Origin of the sequence: Brevibacillus panacihumi W25 (assembly GCF_000503775.1) — a bacterium.
In the GTDB taxonomy this organism is placed as follows: Bacteria; Bacillota; Bacilli; order Brevibacillales; family Brevibacillaceae; genus Brevibacillus; species Brevibacillus panacihumi_A.
Map to the genome: position 1 here is coordinate 279,828 of NZ_KI629785.1, position 18,816 is coordinate 298,643.

The 18,816-nt window shown below is 50.6% G+C and carries 16 protein-coding genes; all 16 read right to left on the minus strand.

From position 1 onward, the window contains the following. Window positions 1–115: 115 nt before the first annotated feature. The 16 genes from T458_RS42230 to T458_RS42305 all read right to left on the minus strand — a co-directional run bounded on the left by T458_RS42230 (window position 116) and on the right by T458_RS42305 (window position 18,806). Window positions 116–4,426, minus strand: a complete 4,311-nt coding sequence (locus tag T458_RS42230; protein ID WP_023557117.1) for a PolC-type DNA polymerase III — start codon at window positions 4,424–4,426, stop codon at window positions 116–118. 103 nt (window positions 4,427–4,529) lie between these two features. Further along, window positions 4,530–6,275 (minus strand): proline--tRNA ligase, encoded by a 1,746-nt coding sequence (locus tag T458_RS42235; protein WP_171819403.1) that lies wholly within the window; start codon window positions 6,273–6,275, stop codon window positions 4,530–4,532. A gap of 58 nt (window positions 6,276–6,333) precedes the next feature. After that, window positions 6,334–7,404, minus strand: coding sequence for a flavodoxin-dependent (E)-4-hydroxy-3-methylbut-2-enyl-diphosphate synthase (ispG, locus tag T458_RS42240; RefSeq protein ID WP_023557119.1), 1,071 nt, complete (start codon window positions 7,402–7,404; stop codon window positions 6,334–6,336). 51 nt (window positions 7,405–7,455) lie between these two features. Next, window positions 7,456–8,724 (minus strand): RIP metalloprotease RseP, encoded by a 1,269-nt coding sequence (rseP, locus tag T458_RS42245; RefSeq protein WP_023557120.1) that lies wholly within the window; start codon window positions 8,722–8,724, stop codon window positions 7,456–7,458. 45 nt (window positions 8,725–8,769) lie between these two features. Next, complete coding sequence (locus T458_RS42250) at window positions 8,770–9,918, minus strand: 1-deoxy-D-xylulose-5-phosphate reductoisomerase (RefSeq protein ID WP_031305823.1); 1,149 nt, start codon at window positions 9,916–9,918, stop codon at window positions 8,770–8,772. A 40-nt stretch (window positions 9,919–9,958) separates the two neighbouring features. After that, window positions 9,959–10,744 (minus strand): phosphatidate cytidylyltransferase, encoded by a 786-nt coding sequence (locus T458_RS42255; RefSeq protein ID WP_023557122.1) that lies wholly within the window; start codon window positions 10,742–10,744, stop codon window positions 9,959–9,961. 17 nt (window positions 10,745–10,761) lie between these two features. Further along, window positions 10,762–11,532, minus strand: a complete 771-nt coding sequence (locus T458_RS42260) for an isoprenyl transferase (protein WP_031305825.1) — start codon at window positions 11,530–11,532, stop codon at window positions 10,762–10,764. Window positions 11,533–11,598: 66 nt separating this feature from the next. Then, window positions 11,599–12,156 carry a ribosome recycling factor gene (gene frr, locus T458_RS42265; protein WP_023557124.1) on the minus strand — a complete coding sequence of 186 codons (558 nt, stop codon included), beginning with the start codon at window positions 12,154–12,156 and terminating at the stop codon, window positions 11,599–11,601. Further along, window positions 12,156–12,881, minus strand: a complete 726-nt coding sequence (gene pyrH / locus T458_RS42270; protein ID WP_023557125.1) for a UMP kinase — start codon at window positions 12,879–12,881, stop codon at window positions 12,156–12,158. The genes frr and pyrH overlap by 1 nt, the downstream gene beginning before the upstream one ends. A gap of 155 nt (window positions 12,882–13,036) precedes the next feature. Further along, window positions 13,037–13,924, minus strand: a complete 888-nt coding sequence (tsf, locus tag T458_RS42275; protein WP_023557126.1) for a translation elongation factor Ts — start codon at window positions 13,922–13,924, stop codon at window positions 13,037–13,039. A 165-nt stretch (window positions 13,925–14,089) separates the two neighbouring features. Beyond that, a complete protein-coding gene (rpsB, locus tag T458_RS42280) occupies window positions 14,090–14,800 on the minus strand; it encodes a 30S ribosomal protein S2 (RefSeq protein WP_023557127.1) in 711 nt (236 codons plus the stop codon). A 194-nt stretch (window positions 14,801–14,994) separates the two neighbouring features. Further along, window positions 14,995–15,603, minus strand: a complete 609-nt coding sequence (locus tag T458_RS42285) for a DNA polymerase III subunit gamma/tau (RefSeq protein WP_023557128.1) — start codon at window positions 15,601–15,603, stop codon at window positions 14,995–14,997. Beyond that, window positions 15,596–16,108 carry a DUF6115 domain-containing protein gene (locus tag T458_RS42290; protein WP_023557129.1) on the minus strand — a complete coding sequence of 171 codons (513 nt, stop codon included), beginning with the start codon at window positions 16,106–16,108 and terminating at the stop codon, window positions 15,596–15,598. Before T458_RS42290 ends, T458_RS42285 begins: the two co-directional genes overlap by 8 nt. 55 nt (window positions 16,109–16,163) lie before the next feature. Further along, window positions 16,164–16,502 (minus strand): hypothetical protein, encoded by a 339-nt coding sequence (locus tag T458_RS42295; RefSeq protein WP_023557130.1) that lies wholly within the window; start codon window positions 16,500–16,502, stop codon window positions 16,164–16,166. Between the two features lie 42 nt (window positions 16,503–16,544). Continuing rightward, a complete protein-coding gene (locus tag T458_RS42300) occupies window positions 16,545–17,963 on the minus strand; it encodes a FapA family protein (protein WP_084567983.1) in 1,419 nt (472 codons plus the stop codon). Window positions 17,964–18,017: 54 nt separating this feature from the next. After that, window positions 18,018–18,806 carry a FliA/WhiG family RNA polymerase sigma factor gene (locus tag T458_RS42305; RefSeq protein WP_023557132.1) on the minus strand — a complete coding sequence of 263 codons (789 nt, stop codon included), beginning with the start codon at window positions 18,804–18,806 and terminating at the stop codon, window positions 18,018–18,020. Between the last annotated feature and the right edge of the window lie 10 nt (window positions 18,807–18,816).

The following is an 18,816-nucleotide window of genomic DNA, read 5'->3' on the forward strand; positions in this document are numbered from 1 at the left end:
GTGGGTTTCCCCACTCTCGATCTGTCATGCGTATAAAACCAGTATTTCCAAAAAAATTATAGCATAACAGCCCTTCGCTGACAACCTTTGGATAACGCAGGTCCTGTCAGCATGCTTAGAATAAGGAAAGCTGGTTGGATTCCGGCAGTCCTTGCAATGCTCCCTGCTCTTCTAGGTACTCCAGAATCGTCTTGGAGATGCGGGAGCGGGACAGAAGATCCTCTTTGGAGAGGAATTCGCCTTCTTCTCTCGCTTTCACGATGTTGAGCGCGGCATTGGTACCGAGACCAGGAAGGGCATTGAACGGTGCCAGCAGGGAATTGCCCTCGATCAAAAAGCGCGTTGCATCCGATCTGTAGAGGTCCACGTTGGCGAAAGAGAATCCGCGCTCGACCATTTCCAGCGCCATTTCCAAAACAGTGAGCAGAGCTTTTTCCTTCGGTTGGGCGTCATGTCCCTTGCCCTCGATCTCCTCGATTTTTTGTCGGATCGCCGCCGAGCCTTTGACCATGAGCGGAATATCGAAGTCGTCCGCACGCACAGTAAAGTAGGTTGCGTAGAACTCCAGCGGGCGATGCACTTTGAAATAAGCGATCCGCACGGCCATCATGACGTAAGCGGTAGCATGCGCTTTGGGGAACATGTACTTGATCCGTTGGCAGGATTCAATGTACCAGTCCGGCACATTGTTTTTGCGCATTTCCTCCTGATCTTCTTCGGGAACGCCTTTTCCTTTACGCACTGACTCCATGATCTTAAATGCCCGCGATGGCTCCAGACCCTTATAGATCAAGTAGACCATGATGTCGTCACGACAACCGATAACATCAGGGAGTTTGCACGTACCGTTGCGGATCAATTCCTGGGCGTTGTTCAACCAAACGTCGGTACCGTGGGACAGCCCTGAAATCTGCACGAGCTCGGCAAAGGTAGTCGGCTTGGTGTCTTCCAGCATCTGCCGCACAAATTTCGTCCCAAATTCTGGAATTCCAAGCGTGCCCATGTTTGTCCCGATTTGTTCCGGCGTCACACCCAATGCCTCGGTGGAACTGAAAATCGACATCGTTTTTTTGTCGTCGAGCGGAATGGTTTTCGGGTCCATCCCCGTCAAATCCTGCAGCATCCGAATCACTGTCGGATCGTCGTGTCCGAGGATGTCCAGCTTCAGCAAATTGTCGTGGATCGAGTGGAAGTCAAAATGCGTCGTGCGCCACTCCGATTCATTGTCATCCGCCGGGAATTGGATCGGACAGAAGTCCTCGATTTCCATGTAATCAGGAACAACGATAATGCCGCCCGGGTGCTGTCCGGTGGTTCGTTTCACACCCGTACAACCGTTTACTAACCGGGCAATTTCTGCATTTCGCAGTGTCAGCCCCCGCTCATCCGCATACTTGCGTACATAGCCGTAGGCGGTTTTTTCAGCAACGGTGCCGATGGTTCCCGCGCGATATACATAGTCTGCTCCGAACAGCTCCTGTGTGTATTTATGGGCTCGCGGCTGGTAATCACCGGAGAAGTTCAAGTCAATATCCGGGACCTTGTCCCCTTTGAAGCCAAGGAACGTCTCGAAGGGAATATCCTGCCCATCCTTCGCCAGACGCGTACCACATGAAGGACAATCCTTGTCTGGCAAGTCAAACCCTGACGCGATCGAACCGTCCGTAATAAATTCGCTATGCTTGCACTCCGGACAACGATAGTGCGGCGGCAGCGGATTTACCTCGGTAATCTCCGACATCGTAGCGACGAAGGAAGAGCCTACCGATCCCCGCGAACCAACTAGATAGCCGTCCTGGAGCGATTTGGTCACCAGACGCTGTGAAATCAGGTAAATAACCCCGAATCCATGCTTGATAATGCTGTTCAGTTCTTTTTCCAGGCGTTTTTCGACGATTTCCGGCAACGGGTTGCCATATAAGGATGTTGCCCTGTCGTAGCACATTTGCCGCAATTCCTCATCTGCCCCTTCGATGTTCGGGGTGTACAGCTTGTCGGGAATCGGGCTTACATCCTCGATCATGTCCGCGATCAGGTTGGTGTTGGTGACCACTACCTCATGCGCCGTCTCTTCTCCCAGGAAAGAGAAGGCTTCCAGCATCTCGTCTGTCGTGTGCAGGTAGAGAGGCGGCTGGTTGCCTGCTGTCGGATCACCCTTTGAAAGCAGGAAAACATCGCGGAAGATGTGATCCTCCGGGTTGAGAAAATGGACATCTCCTGTTGCGACCACTGGTTTGCCCAATTCCTTCCCAAGGTCCACAATCATGCGATGATAGCCTTTCATCGTCTCCAGCGAAGGAATCTCCTCATTGCGCAACAGAGGCGAGTATTGAGAAACAGGCTGCAGCTCCAGATAATCGTAATAAGAGGCGACCTCTTTGAGCTCTTCCGGTGACTTCCCGCGTAGAATAGCCTGCATCAGCTCACCCTCTTTGCAGGCTGTGCCGATCAACAACCCTTCCCGGTGTTTGTTCAACTGGCTGCGTTGAATCCGCGGCCAACGGTAGAATGTCTCGACGTGTGAACGACTGACGAGCTTGTAGAGGTTCTTCAAGCCCTCCTTGTTGCGCACCAGTATCGTCGCATGGAAAGGACGGCTGCTTTTGTAATCGGCATCCTCGTTGCTCTTTTCGTTCAATTCGGCCAACGACTGAATTGACGCCTCGCGAATATCCTTGAGCATCTGCTGGAAGACGTGGGCCAAGGCGACTGTATCGTCCAAGGCACGGTGGGCGTTGACCAGTTCGACATTGAACTTTTTCGCCAGTGTTCCCAGACGGTAATTGCGCATTCCCTTATACATCATACGAGCCAGCGGCAGGGTATCAAGGAACGGATTACTCCACGGCTCCATACCGACACGTTTGGCGCAGGCATTGATAAAGGCCTTGTCAAACTCTGCATTGTGCGCGACCAGGACCGCATCCCCGGTAAACTCCTTGAATTTGCGCAGGACGACGTCCAGGGTCTCCTTTCCTCGCAGCATTTCGTTGGTAATTCCCGTAATTTCTGTCGTCTTTGGCCCGATTTCCAGCTGCGGATCAATTAATTCCGTCCATTGGTCAATGATTTCGGACCCCTTCATTTTGACGGCCGCAATCTCGATAATGGTATGTTCAGCTGCATTTAGCCCCGTTGTTTCCGTATCGAAAACGACGAATTCTGTATGTTCGTCGATCAGACGATTGCTTTCTTCAGTAAGGTTGTAGACGATGTCTATGCCATCCTCCACCACGTAGGCTTCCATGCCCAAAATGCATTTGATGTTGTTTTTCTTGGCTACGGAATAGGCTTCCGGAAAAGCCTGTACGACTCCGTGGTCCGTAATCGCGATGGCGGGATGTCCCCATTTCGCAGCTGTGGAGACCAAAGATTTGACGGAAGCAACAGCATCCATTGCACTCATCGGCGTATGGCAGTGAAGCTCGACACGCTTTTGCTCCGCCTTGTCTTTGCGAATGACCTGCTCAATCTGATTCAAGTCATTGGCATTCATGACCAGCTCGCGGATGAACGTATCGTGCTGCACGCTTCCCCGCACTTTTACCCACATGCCATCCTTCAGTACTTCAAGCATTTTTACATCTTCTTTATCTCGTGAAAAGATTTTTACCGTCAAGGAATCCGTGAAGTCCGTCACACAGAAGGTCAGCAAATGACGTCCGCTGCGCAGCTCCTTCAATTCGACGTTGAACACCGCCCCTTGAATCGTCACGCGCCGCTCTTCTTCCTGAATCTCCTGGATCGGAATCGGAGCGTCCTTGATTTCATATCCGATCATCATCGAAGTAATCGCTTCAGCCTTGTCGCCGTTCTTGCTCTCCCGATCCTGCTGGACAGCCGTCATAACGACTTCAACCAAAGCCCGTTCTTCCTCATCTCTTTGTTCGGCAAATGCCTTGTACGCCTCATCGCTCTCCTCGGCGTGAAAGGAAAAACGCGGCAAGCAGCCTGTCGTCTGTTCGAAGGCAGCGATCAATTCGCTGTCCGCCTTCTTTCGTTTGACCATCTCGACGGTCATTTCAGTCGGCAAATACACCTTCACTTCTTGCAGTTCCACTTGTTTTCTCGCATTGCGCATCGTAACTGCCAAGGAATTCAGGCTTGGTTCCAGCCGCGTCAGCAAAACACCCCAGTATTCCTCTATCACCATATCCATAGGGGGTATTTGACGGTAGCGGAAATTCGCATCGACTTCGGCCAGATGAGAGAAGCTATTCGTCAAGCGCTGCATGAACGCCTGAAACACCTGAGCTGGCAGGAGGGATGGCAATGTAAAATGAAACACCCATTTTTTGTTTTGCTTGAAAAGCTCCAGTTTATCAATTTGGCCGTCAAGGAAAAAACGCTCCACCCATTCATCTGGAATACCCATCTGTTTGACCAAAAGGGAGAAGCGTTGTTTTTGCTCTTGTAAACGATCCACGGTACTCCCACCTTCCCTTTGACAAGAAAAAGAGGTACTCCCTTGGTATCAGGGAAGTACCCCGTATATTTCGACAAAAACCGGCTTATTTCCTGCTGGTTATTTATTCGCCAAACAGTTCTTGTCCCGTGTGGTCAATGCTTGCCAGCAGAGCTTTTACTGTTGGTACAAGCTCGTCCAGCTTGACTACATGGTTTTCTCCGTTTTTGCGTACGCGCACTTCAACGGTTCCTTCTTGTGCCGCCTTGTCTGAGACGGTAATACGCAGCGGCAGTCCGATCAGATCTGCATCTTTGAACTTCACGCCTGCACGCTCTGGACGATCGTCAAATAGCACTTCGATCCCCGCACGTTGCAATTGTTCCGTGATCTGTTCACTTGCCTGGCGCTGTTCCTCCACTTTTACATTGACTGGGATGACATGCACGTGGAAAGGAGCGACAGCTACTGGCCAGATAATGCCATCATCGTCGTTGTTTTGCTCGATGACAGCCGCGATAGTCCGGGATACGCCGATTCCGTAGCAGCCCATAATCATCGGCTGGCTTCTACCGTTTTCGTCGAGGAAGGTAGCGCCCATCGCCTGTGAGTACTTGGTACCCAATTTGAATACGTGACCAACCTCAACGCCACGTGCGAACTTGATCGCTCCCCCTGTGCGCGGGCATTTGTCCCCTTCGGTAATATTGCGCAGATCCGCAAATCGGGACACCGCAAAATCGCGGCCAGGAGCGACGTGGATGAGGTGGTAGTCGGTTTCATTGGCGCCGACGATGCCATCATGCACATCCTGCACGAATTGGTCTGCAATGATTTCCACTTTCTTGGCATCGAGACCGACAGGACCCACGAAGCCCGCCGGAGCACCTGTCAACTCGCGCAGCTCGGCTTCGGAAGCCATGCCTACATGTGTGGCATCATAGAGATTTTTCAGTTTTACTTCATTCAATTCGTGATCTCCGCGAACCAGGACCATGACAAGTTGGTCGTCCACTCGGTAGATCAGACTTTTGATAATCTTCTTTGCTTCTACGTTCAGCGCCTGGGTCAATTGCTCGATCGTTCTTACATCTGGTGTATGAACTTTTTGCGCAGCAGGCACTTCTCCTTCTGGCTTCGCGGATGGTGTGTACACCACTTCCGCCTTTTCCAGGTTGGCAGCAAAATCGCCCTCTTCAGAATAGGCGATCGTATCTTCCCCGATTTCGCACAAGGCCATGAATTCATAGGTGCCTTTTCCGCCGATCGCTCCGGCGTCTGCCTCTACTGCGCGGAAATTCAGTCCGACACGGGTGAAAATGCGAGTGTAGGCGTCGTACATCGCCTGGAAGTTGCGATCCAATCCTTCTTGCGTCGTGTCAAAGGAATACGCATCCTTCATGATAAATTCGCGGCAACGAATCAAACCGAAGCGCGGTCTTACTTCATCCCGAAACTTGGTCTGAATCTGATAAAGGTTGATCGGAAGCTTTTTGTAGGAATTGATCTCGTCGCGTACCAGACTGGTAATGACTTCCTCATGGGTTGGACCCAGTGCAAAAGGACGCTCATGACGGTCCTGCAAACGAACCAACTCCGGTCCGTAAACATCCCAGCGGCCAGTCTGATGCCACAGCTCGGCAGGCTGCATCGCAGGCATCAACAGCTCCTGGGCGCCTGCGCGATTCATCTCCTCACGCACAATTGCTTGGATTTTATGCAAGGTGCGGATCGCCAGCGGGAGATAGGTATAAATCCCCGAGGCCAACTGGCGAGCCATCCCTGCGCGCAGGAGCAGCTTATGGCTGGCGATCTCCGCGTCAGCAGGCACTTCCCGCAAGGTAGGGATCAACATTTGACTTTGCTTCAACACGTGCGTGTCCTCCTTATGCCTTTACAGCAATCAACTTCTTTATCGAATCGATGCACTATTTGACTTGTTCTTTCACGATTTCGTCGATTTCCTTCATCAACTCTTCAAACAGTTCGTCTTCCTTCACTTTTCGCACAATCTCGCCATTGCGGAAGATCAGGCCTTCTCCGTTACCGCCTGCAACACCGACGTCTGCCTCGCGCGCTTCGCCAGGTCCGTTGACGGCACAGCCCATTACCGCTACTTTCAACGGTACTTTAAGCGTTGAGACCGCATCTTCTACACGTGTTGCCAGCCCGATCAGGTCGATGGCACAGCGACCGCAAGACGGGCACGCAATCACCACCGGATCGTTGTTGACGATATCGAGACTGCGCAGGATCTGTTTGGCTACCTTGATCTCTTCCACGGGGTCAGCTGTCAGCGATACGCGGATCGTATCACCTATCCCCATCGACAGCACGGTTCCGATTCCGACGGCGGATTTAATGCTCCCCGAAAATTGAGTTCCGGCCTCGGTAACACCAACATGCAATGGATAATTGCGCTTTTGTGCCATCAGCGAGTAGGTCTGGATCATTGTTGGCACATCCGACGATTTCAAGGAAATCACGATGTTGTCGTAATTGAGATCTTCCAGAATTTCCACGTGATCCATCGCAGACTCTACGATCGCTTCAGGAGATGGGTATCCATATTTTTCCAAAAGTCGTTTTTCTACCGAACCGGAGTTGACCCCGATGCGAATCGGCACATTACGCTCTCGGCACGCCTCGACGACTCTTTTGGTTTTTTCCTTGGAGCCGATGTTGCCGGGGTTGATCCGAATTTTATCTATACCGCTTTCGAGGGCAATCAATGCCAGCTTGTGGTCGAAATGAATATCGGCCACAAGCGGCAGCGGTGAACGTTCCTTGATTTGTTTGATGGCGCGGGCTGCATCTTCGTTGATGACAGCCAGGCGTACAATTTGACAACCGACATCATGCAGTCGTTGAATCTGGGCCAGTGTGCTTTCTACATCGCGCGTATCTGCGGTTGTCATGGATTGGATGACCACACTTTTTTGGCCTCCGATCTGCACTCCTCCTACAAATACCGGTTTCGTCTCCTCGCGCTTGTACATTTTGCACCATCCTTTTTCTTTGTCTGTCTTGTATCATCTGTTATTACGTTTCTATGCAAACAATCGTTGCAAATCGTTCCAGGTCACGACCAGGATCAACAGCATCAAAAAAGCAAATCCGAGGAAGTGGACCATGCCTTCCTTATGTGGATCGACTGGACGTCCTCGCAACGCTTCTACTGCCAAAAAAGCCAACCGTCCGCCATCTAGCGCCGGCAACGGTAAGAGATTGAACAATCCCAGGTTGATACTCAGGACGGCAGCCCATTGCATGAGGACCGCAAGTCCTTGTTGGGCGAACTCTCCGGTCATCTTGAAAATCCCCACCGGTCCGCTCAAATCATCCAGGCCTACGCCTCCCGTGAACAGCATCCCTAACCCTTTCAGGATCATCACGGTAAATTTGTACGTAGAGGTTACACCGAATTTCAGCGCTTCTCCAGGTGCAGATGTAAGGGACTGCGTGACCATGATCTTTCCGACATTATTTTCGTCACTGACTACCTTAAGAGGTACCTTGGAGATTTGTCCATCACGTTCGATCTCAAAAAGCAGCTCTTTGTTAGGGGAACTGCTGACGATTTCCACAACTTGCTGCCAGGTAGCCACTTTCGTCCCCTCAATCGAGATTACCTTATCTCCCTTGAGCAGTCCAGCCTCAGCAGCAGGACCTCCGGCTTTCACCTCGCCGATGTAGGGAACATCATTCGGTACGCCAAAGGAAAGTCCAAGTGCTACGAAGAGCACGAAAGCCAGCAAGAAGTTGGCTGCAGGACCGGCAAAAATCGCCCAGAAGCGCTGCGAAACCGTCTTCCCTTTAAACTGGCGGTTCAAAGGTGCAATTTGAGCTTCGCGCCCGTCCTTCACCAATTGGGCTTGGGGATGTACCGAAAAATTGCGCTGCTCCCCGTCCACCTCGAGCGTCAAGGTAAGCGCATGTTCAAGATCGTAGCGAATCACGGTTCCCGTAATCGCTCTTGCAGAAGCTCCTTGTACGCCGTCCAACAAAAGATGGGTCACCTTCCCGACCGCATCACGTTCTATGGCGATTTCCATATTGGGTTGCAGCATATCCATTTCGGGATCTTCGCCAGCCATTCGCACCATTCCACCGATGGGGAGCAGGCGAAGGGTATATTCCGTCTCTCCACGCTTCACACTAAAGATTTTGGGTCCCATGCCAAGCGCGAACTCACGACATAAAATGCCTGCCCTCTTGGCTAAGAGAAAGTGACCCAACTCGTGGAAGAATACGAGAGCGCCAAACACGACTACAATCGCGACAATGGATTCGACGGAATCTAAATTGGGTAAAGGCAATTGAGCAGCCACCTTTCATTCCAGTTTCGTACTGCCTTAACCGTCTTACATAAATGCCCGGGCTTGCGAGCGCGCCCATTGGTCAGCAGCAAAAATCTCATCCAGCGTAGGATTGGGAATCCCTTTATGGGCATCACAGGTTTTTCGCACGATGGTTTCGATCGTCAAAAATCCTATAGAGCCTTTCAGAAACAGATCAACGGCAACCTCGTTGGCTGCATTCAATACAGCCGTGTAGGTACCGCCAGCCCTTCCGCATTCATAGGCCAATTGTAACAGAGGATAGCGCCCAAAATCCATGCCAGCAAAATGCAGCGTACCCAATTTTACCAAATCAAGCGGTTCGGTCATCAGCGGCATGCGATGCGGATAGCTTAAAGCGTACTGGATTGGCACCCGCATATCGGGAGTACCAAGCTGAGCCATGACCGCACGATCCTGAAACTCCACCATCGAATGGATAATACTTTCGTAGTGCAGGATCGTTTCAATCTGGTCGTAAGGCAGATCAAACAGCCAATGGGCTTCGATCACCTCAAAACCCTTATTCATCATGGTAGCGGAGTCGATGGTAATCTTGGCTCCCATGCTCCAATTGGGATGAGCCAATGCTTGTTCAAGTGTTACGTGGGAAAGCTCTTCTCGCGTCAGGTGTCGAAAGGAACCGCCAGACGCCGTAATGATCACCCGTGACAGCTCTTCTCGCCTTTCCCCCTGCAGGCATTGATAAATCGCGGAATGCTCACTGTCGACCGGTATGATAGCTACTCCTTTTTCGCGTGCTGCCTTCATCACGACAGGACCTGCACATACCAAGGTCTCCTTGTTTGCGAGTCCAATCGTCTTCCCCTCTTCAATCGCTGCCAATGTAGGTGCAACCCCAACGCTTCCAACCACGGCCGTCATGACAAATTCAGCTTCAGGATGACGAGCGACAAGCTCCATCCCCTCGCTTCCCACGACGATCTCTGACTGATTGTCGGGACCCAGCTTGGCCCGCAGGTCAAACGCTGCCTCCTCCGTAGCGACCGAAACCAACTGCGGTCGAAACGTCTTCACCTGCTCTGCCAAAAGCTCCACATTGGTCCCCGCAGCGAGTGCGACAACCCCGAACTGTTCCGGATGTTGTGCCACAACATCTAACGTGCTGGTACCGATTGAGCCTGTGGAGCCCAAGAGCGCTATTCGTTTCACGCGTTTCACCCTCTATATCTCTTTCTATATGCAAGCTTGCTCAGACAATACCTAACAGATGCAGAACCGGAAAGACAAGAATCATACTGTCAAATCGATCCAATACCCCTCCATGTCCAGGTATGATCTGACCGGAATCCTTCACACCGTAATGGCGTTTGAATGCAGACTCCACCAAATCGCCCAACTGACCCATGACCCCGGTCACCAGGGCAATCAGCAAGGCCTGAGAGGTCGGAATCCCTCCGAACAACATGTTTGCCACCATAACGATCACAAGCGACGTGAGCAGACCTCCCACAGCCCCTTCTGTGGTCTTGTTCGGGCTGATTTCGGGCCATAGCTTGTGGCGTCCTATGGCTTTCCCAATAAAATAGGCTCCCGAATCAGTGGACCAGATGCCCAGAAAAACGAGAATCGTCAGCATCAATCCGTCCGGAAGATTGCGTGCGGCAGCCATGTAAGTAAAACCGTACCCTATGTATAACGCTCCCACTATCGTAAGAGCGATGTGTTCAATGTGAAACTGATTTTTCCGTAAAACGGAGTAAATCAACAGCAAGAAAAAGACAGGCAACATTAGATCCGGCGTCCCAATGTCTACCCTGGCAGAAAATGCGAGCGACGGCCAAACAATGCCGAGCATCAATACATACGCCAATATTCCTGCCGGTACAAACGATTGAAGATTTGCCATCCGCAAAAATTCATATAAGCCTACAATGGCTAAACTCAAGACAAGCAGGGAGTACCAAGCACTTCCCAGATAGATCAGGAAAAGAAAGCCGATACCTCCAACCACGCCTGTTATAATCCGTTGCTTCAACTGATTCCACCTCTCGGCTATACCGCTCCGTAGCGACGAGCTCGGCCTTGGTATTCCACAATGGCTTGATAAAAGTGTTCACGGGTAAAATCAGGCCAAAGCACATCCGTAAACCACAATTCTGTGTAGGCCAATTGCCACAACATAAAATTGCTTAAACGAATTTCACCACTCGTGCGAATTAACAAGTCAGGGTCCGGGATATCGCTTGTGTACAGGTAGCGGGAAATGTCTTCTTCTTGAATATCGTCCGGGCTGAGTTCACCCGCTTTCACGCGTTCTGCCAATTCGGCAAATGCCTTGATCATTTCATGGCGCGCCCCGTAGTTCAGCGCAAAATTAAGTTGCAATCCTGTATTTTCACGAGTTTTTTCTTCTGCTGTCAATAGAGCCTGCAAGGTATGCTTCGGCAACTCATCCTTGCTGCCGAGCATGCGAATGCGCACACCTCGTTCTATCAATTCATCCAATTCTGTCGACAAAAATTCTTGTGGAAGCCTCATTAAAAAATCAACCTCGTCGCGAGGACGCTTCCAGTTTTCGGTTGAAAAAGCGTACATGGTCATGTAGCGAATGCCAATTTCGTCAGCCGTTTTCACGACTTCCTTCACTGTTTTCATACCCGCTCGATGTCCGGCCACTCTGGGCAGATTGCGCATATTGGCCCATCGCCCGTTGCCGTCCATAATTACCGCAACATGCACGGGAATTTTGCCAGACGGATCAACCTCAGTTGCCTCCGGCTGTTTTTCCTTTCGGGTCCATTTACGCGCTAGATGTTCTAACATAAGTGTTCCCCCGTAATGAGAGATATAGACATACATCCCCCTCCATAGAGGGGGATTTCTTCTTCCTTACACTTCCAAAATATCTTTCTCTTTATCTTTTACGATTTTATCAACTTCTGCAATAAATTTATCCGTTGTCTTTTGGATGCTTTCCTGGTGGCGACGAGATTCGTCTTCGGAGATCGTAGCAGACTTCTCCAGCTTTTTGATCTCATCATTGGCATCGCGACGAATGTTGCGAATCGCCACTTTGGATTCCTCACCGCTTTTTCCAGCCAGCTTTACCAATTCCTTGCGGCGTTCTTCCGTCAACGGTGGAATGACAAGTCGGATAATCACACCGTCATTGGAAGGCGAAATGCCCAAATCGGATTGCTGCAGAGCACGATCAATCTCTTTGAGGGCCGATTTGTCCCATGGTTGAATCGTCAGCATGCGCGGTTCTGGCACACTAATATTCGCCAACTGGCTGATCGGAGTTGGCGTGCCGTAGTAATCGACGACTACGCGATCCAGCATTGCTGGGTTTGCACGTCCTGCACGAAGACTTGCCAGATCTTTTTTCAAGCTGGCGATCGCTTTGTTCATGCGATCTTCCATTTCTTTGATTACACTTTGTGGCATCAGGATTCCCCCTTCACAATCGTTCCGATTTTTTCGCCCATCACGGCGCGACGAATATTTCCTTCTTCAGAGATATTAAAGACAATCAACGGAATGTTGTTGTCCATGCACAAGCTGGACGCCGTAGAGTCCATCACACCCAGGCCCTTGTTCAATACTTCCAGGAAGGTAAGATTGTCGAATTTTTTCGCGTTCGGATCCAGACTTGGGTCAGCTGAGTAGACGCCATCCACCTTGTTTTTCGCCATCAAAATCACTTCTGCCTCGATTTCAGCTGCTCGCAGCGCGGCTGTCGTATCGGTAGAGAAGTATGGGTTTCCGGTTCCCGCAGCAAAGATCACGACACGCATTTTTTCCAAGTGCCGGATGGCACGTCTGCGTATGTATGGTTCCGCCACTTGCCTCATTTCAATGGAGGTTTGAACACGGGTCGGTACATCCACCTGTTCCAAACCGTCCTGCAAAGCCAAAGAGTTCATGATCGTAGCCAGCATCCCCATATAGTCGGCTGTAGCACGATCCATTCCTTTGGAACTGCCGGAAAGTCCGCGCCAGATGTTGCCTCCCCCGACTACTACAGCTACCTGTACGCCCAATTCTACAATTTCCTTGATCTGGTTGGCGACGGAGAAAATGACTTTCGGGTCAATTCCGTAACCGAGATCTCCTGCTAGAGCTTCCCCACTCAACTTTAACACAACGCGTTTATAGGCAGGAATTGGCATGTGAAACGGCCTCCATTCATGAGTCATTCTCTGTGTATTGCCGGATTCCTTCCGACACACGCGGGCGCTATCGCTTTTACGTACAGGAGAGTTTCACTTTATGTGAAACTCTCAGTTCGAAAATAGGGAACACGAAGGTGTTCCCTATTCCCTTATTACTGCTTATTTACTTGCGCCATAACCTCAGCAGCGAAATCTTCTTGTTTTTTCTCGATTCCTTCGCCCACTTGGAAACGAGCGAATTCTTTCAGCGTCGCACCCGCTTCTTTCAGCAGAGTAGCCACTTTCTTGTCTGGATCTTTAACAAATGGCTGTTCAACGAGCACGTACTCTTCGAAGAACTTGGAAAGGCGGCCTTCCACCATTTTTTCTACGATATTAGCAGGCTTTCCTTCAGCCAGCGCTTGGTTTTTCAATACTTCGCGCTCGCGGTCGATCTCGTCTTGGGAAACCTCGTCACGGTTTGCAAAGCGAGGGTTGGAAGCGGCTGCATGCATGCCCAGGTCTTTTGCCAGGGAATCGTCTTTGGTGCCTTCCAGAGTCACCAGAACGCCGATTTTACCGCCCATGTGCAGGTAGGAACCAAATGTGCCAGCATCCGATTTTTCACTCAGGAAGAAGCGGCGGAAGGTGATGTTTTCTCCGATAGTGGAGATTTTTTCGTTGATGACATGTGCAAGGGTTTCGCCTTGGCCTTTGAATGGTTGTTCCAAAGCTTCCTCAACGGTAGCTGGGCGTTGGGTCACTACGTGTTCAGCAACGTCTTTCACCAGTTGTTGGAACTCAGGGTTTTTCCCTACGAAGTCTGTTTCGCAGTTCACTTCTACGATTGCAGCGAAGTTGCCTGCTTCTGCAGTTGCAGTCAGACCTTCTGCTGCGATGCGGCCCGATTTTTTCGCCGCTTTCGCGATCCCGCGCTCACGCAGCAAATCAATTGCTTTTTCCATATCGCCTGCAGTTTCTTCCAGTGCGCGTTTGCAATCCATCATACCTGCACCTGTACGCTCGCGCAATTCTTTAACCGCTTGTGCACTAATTGCCATTGAGTGAAACCTCCTTGAAAAGTTACGTTCTAAGTATAGTCTGCCTTACAACCAGCTGGTAAACCCTTCATCAGTCTGGGCCAAAGCCAACCAGCTTGCCGACTGATTCAGAAAAAAAGGATGGACGGGGTTTCTGACACCCTCAGTCCACCCTCTTACACTTGCTTACGCAGTTGTTGTGGTTTGTTGCTCTGTACCTTGGTTGCCTTCAAGCAGGGCGTCAGCCATTTTCGCAGTAAGCAGTTTTACCGCGCGGATAGCGTCGTCGTTACCTGGGATCACGTAGTCGATCTCGTCTGGGTCGCAGTTTGTATCTACGATCGCAACGATTGGGATACCCAATTTACGAGCTTCTGCAACAGCAATGCGCTCTTTGCGAGGGTCGATGACGAACAGAGCGTCCGGCAGTTGATCCATATGAGCGATACCGCCGAGGAATTTCTCCAGGCGATCCATTTCTTTGCGAAGAACGATTACTTCTTTTTTCGGCAAGACTTCAAATGTGCCATCTTCTTCCATGCGTTTCAGCTCAGCCAAGCGAGATGTACGCTTTTTGATGGTTGTGAAGTTTGTCAGGGTACCACCCAACCAGCGTTGGTTGATGAAGTAGTGACCTGTGCGTTCTGCTTCTTCTTTTACGGATTCTTGTGCTTGTTTCTTCGTACCTACGAAGAGCACTTTTCCGCCGTTTTGGGAGAGTTCACGTACGAAGTTGTACGCTTCCTCAACTTTTTTCACGGTTTTTTGCAGGTCGATAATGTAGATACCGTTACGTTCGGTGAAGATATAGCGAGCCATTTTCGGGTTCCAGCGGCGAGTTTGGTGACCGAAGTGAACACCAGCCTCGAGCAGCTGTTTCATCGAAATTACTGCCATATTTCACACCTCCTTCAAGAATGGTTTTTGTGATGCTTACCTCCGCCTCACCGCATCTCCCAGACAAAACTGCCCTTCAGGCAGCACCATTGCTGGAATTGGTGGACGTGCGAATTCAACACCGTTAATGAATATATCATATGGGTCTTTCATTTGCAACAAAGGGATGCCTTTTTTCGCAAAATGAAAGCCGCCTATTTTTTCGGCGGCGTTGTGATCAGCTTGACGATGTCTTTTTCCGTAGCCGGGACCGCGATTTCATACGTCCCGACCCGGATCCGATTCAGCATGTTTTGCGAGCGCAGTTCGTCTACCAGACCGTTATTCTCCGGAAGTATTTTTTCTTGCACAAGGATCTTTGACACGCTTTCCGCTGTTGCCTTGTACGGGATTGTAAAAGAGGCCAACACTGGCTGTTCCGGTGTTACTGCTTCGGCTGGAGCCGGCGCTGGTGCTGCGTTAGCCACAACCGGCACCTGGGCGGCGGCAGAATGCTTCGGCTGCGTTACAGCTGGAGCAGACACGGGATCCACCACTGGCTCTGCGACATCTGCAGACTCCGGCTTCTCGGGCGCTGTTGGCGGGGTAGCGGCAGGTTTTACGCTTACCTTCTTCTCACCCTGCAATTGCTCATACTCTTCTTTTGTAAGGACGACCATGTCCATACCGTCTGCCGCTGCTTTCATCTGCTCCGCCGTAATTGGTGTGGAAACGGAAGCTGGCTTGGGTACGGACAGACCAATGACCGCTGTAGCGACCAGGACTCCCGCACCAAAGCCGAGCAAAAGTTCACGTTTATGCATGAATCTGCCTCCCCTCATGCTTGGCGGCCAGCATGAAGATCAAGTCAATCTCGCCTCGCCCGACACCCAGTCGTTTCGCGATTTCATCCGGAGACAGCCCTTCTCCTTGCAATTCAAACACTCGGCGGTAACGTTCCCGCAAAGCGAGCATATCGACTTCAGAAGGTCCTTTTGCCGCGTTCCCTTCTTCGCCGGCTGTAATCGACGCATCATGGGCTTGAACCACAGGATGACGCTGATTCTCAAGTTCCTCTAATCGCCTGCGGAGCATGGCGACTTCCTGCAGCAGTTCATCATTGGACCGCTGGATTCTTTCCGTGGCTGCTGTCTGCTCCTGCCTGATCTGTTTGGCTAATCGCTGGATCCCTTGCTCCAGCTCGGCCTTCTCTGCGCTACGTTGTGTCCGAATCTCCGGCTGATTGCCCGTCCCTTTTTGCCTGACGAGCAAAGCGAGCAGCATAATTGCGAGTCCTGCTCCTATCAAGATGATATACACTACATCCATTTTAGCCACCCTTGCTTTGGCATAACTGTTATCAAGAATAATGATTGCGCCTCGCCTACAGCGAAATATCGATAAAACGACCCCTCATTGGATCTCGCATATCAACGGCCTCTCTCGCCTTTTCTACTGGCGTCTCCTCTGACCCTTCCGTCGAAATGACGATTACCGCAGGCTCGTCTTTTTTCTTCTGTTGCTGCTCCCGTTCACGAATCTGATTTTTTTCAGTCTGATCAACAATATGCGGCCGCTGCCGGTTCTGCTCGTCCAATTGCTTGCGCTCTTCATGCAACAAAAGCTGTTCTGTAGTGGGCCGTTGCTGCTGCTGGTCTTGAATCCGGCCTACTTCTGTCATGCGAGGTATTGCCACCTGCAACTCAACCGCCTTCAGACTCATTTGGCTACAGTCCTTTCTCCCTTTACAATCCAGCTTTCCTAGCTACATCAGTGTCGCGCCAGTGATTTCTCCATCCAAAACGATAAAACGCGTTCGAGCGTATTCATGTTTGATAAAGTGAACGAGCTTTCCAAATGTCATTTTAATGCCCGGATACATGTTTGAATAGACCTCAATGGCAGCAGGGCCACCTCCAACCAGTTCTGCTTCCACTTCTTTGCGGCGTGCTTCCAGGTTTTTTACTTCCTTTTCCAGCACTAGTCGGGTATTCGCTAGCTTGACTTGCATCATGCGTTTGTCTGCTGGTAGCTCGCCGTTCGCTTGCAAGATCTGATTGAGGACAGAAAGACCCTGGTCTGTTTTGCGTAAATTTTCATACGCGTTCTGCAGCTCTTTTTGAATCGAGGAAAGCTCTTGGCGAAGCTCCGGCTTCACACCTACCTCCAGAACAGTCGGCGTAGCATTTGTATTTCCGTAGACCCGAGCGACGATTTTCTCGCCTGCCTGGAGAATTCCTCCAATAATAATTCCCTTTGGTCCATTACAGATAATATGTTTGCCTGCACGGACAGTGGAAAACATGATGCTTTGCGAGACGATGACCTGGTTTCCGGCGGTGACATTGGCGTTTTGAATAAAGGAGGTTTGCACATTGTGTCCGGCTTTGATCGAGCCCTTATCCTGCGCGACAATCCCGCTCTTGATCTCGATGGAGCCTTGAGCTTCCAGTTCGGCTCCTTCAACACTCCCGAGCACACGGATATCTCCAGATGCTTTTACCCGAAATCCATTGAGAACGTTCCCGCGAATGACCACCGTTCCCACGAAATCAATATTTCCGACTCCGAAATCCACATCCCCGTTCACTTCAAATATAGGGAACACATTCAGCTTGTCCTTATCCGTGAATGAAACCTGGCCGTCGATCGCGGCATAAATCATGGTTCTCTCCTGATTTTGCACGACGTTTTTACCAGGTTTTAATACGGGTTCCTTTCCGGCTTTGGGCGCGATGGGCTCTCCGGTAACAGCCGTGCCCGGTTTGCCAGATGTGGCCGGTTTTTTCCGTGCCAAAAGCTGGCCTTTCGCAACATTCGGGATACTCGTCAAGTTGTAAAAATCAACGCGTCCGTCTTCCATTTCTTTGGGGCCATTCTCTTCGCCCACACTGGCCAAGTATGGATACTCAATCGTACCATCCTGTCCGGGTACGGGCGGCTCCCCATTTGCTACTGTCAGCATGGTATTTACAAACTTCGCAGGCATCAAACAAAATTCTCGTACTGCGTCTTTTCGGATGCCGAATGTCACCCGATGTTGTTCCAATGCCTGATAGACGTCTTTTTCCGTAATCAGGATATGTTCCAGATCTTTTTCTTCCGCTCTTAGAATGATTCCGGCTTCCAATTTGTCGGGCGATACCTTTACATCGATTTGAAATTGCCTTGTCGCTTCCATCATTCTACCCCCTCTTAGCCTACGGGAAGAATCCTACGTCGTTCGTTCCCACGGGCGTTAGATTAGCTGTGACTTCCACCTGGATAATGTAGAGCGCAGTCGGAATAAAGCCTTGGAGTGAAGTTGAGAAATGCGGGATGGAGACAAGCACATGATCTCAGCGATTTCTGATAGGGTCATCTCTTCGAAGTAGAACAACGAAACCACCGTTCTCTCTTTTTCGGGCAGCTTGTCAATCACATTAATCAACACTTCTTTTAAACTGGATACCTCAGCAACACTCTCGGGTCTTGGAGTGAATTCATCCACAATATAAGAATGCCTTGCTGTTTTTTGTTCCTCTTCATCCCCGACCGTCTCATCGATGGAGACCATCGTGGCCAGAGAGGTTTCATAAAACACCTGCTGCAATTCTTTTTCACTTATCCCCAGATACGTGGATACTTCTTCATCGGTCGGCATACGCAGTGACTGTTGTTCCAAATAGGTATATGCTTCTTCAATTTTCTTGGCCTTGTCTCGAACCGTACGCGGAATCCAGTCGTTCTCACGCAGTCCGTCGATCATGGCACCGCGGATCCGCCACATTGCATACGTTTCAAACTGGAGACCGCGCGTATGATCGAACTTGGCCAATGCGTCCAATAGACCAAAACGCCCGTAGCTGATCAAGTCGTCCTTGTCCACATTGGAAGGAAGGTTGATCGCCAAGCGGTTCGCCACTTTGTCGACCAAAGGCAAAAACTTTGTAATCAGATCGACTTCCGCCTCGCGACTTCCTTCTTCTTTCCACATTACCCATTTATCAAATTCTTTTGCTTTTTCCTGACTGGTTAGCCGTGCCACGAATTAGTCA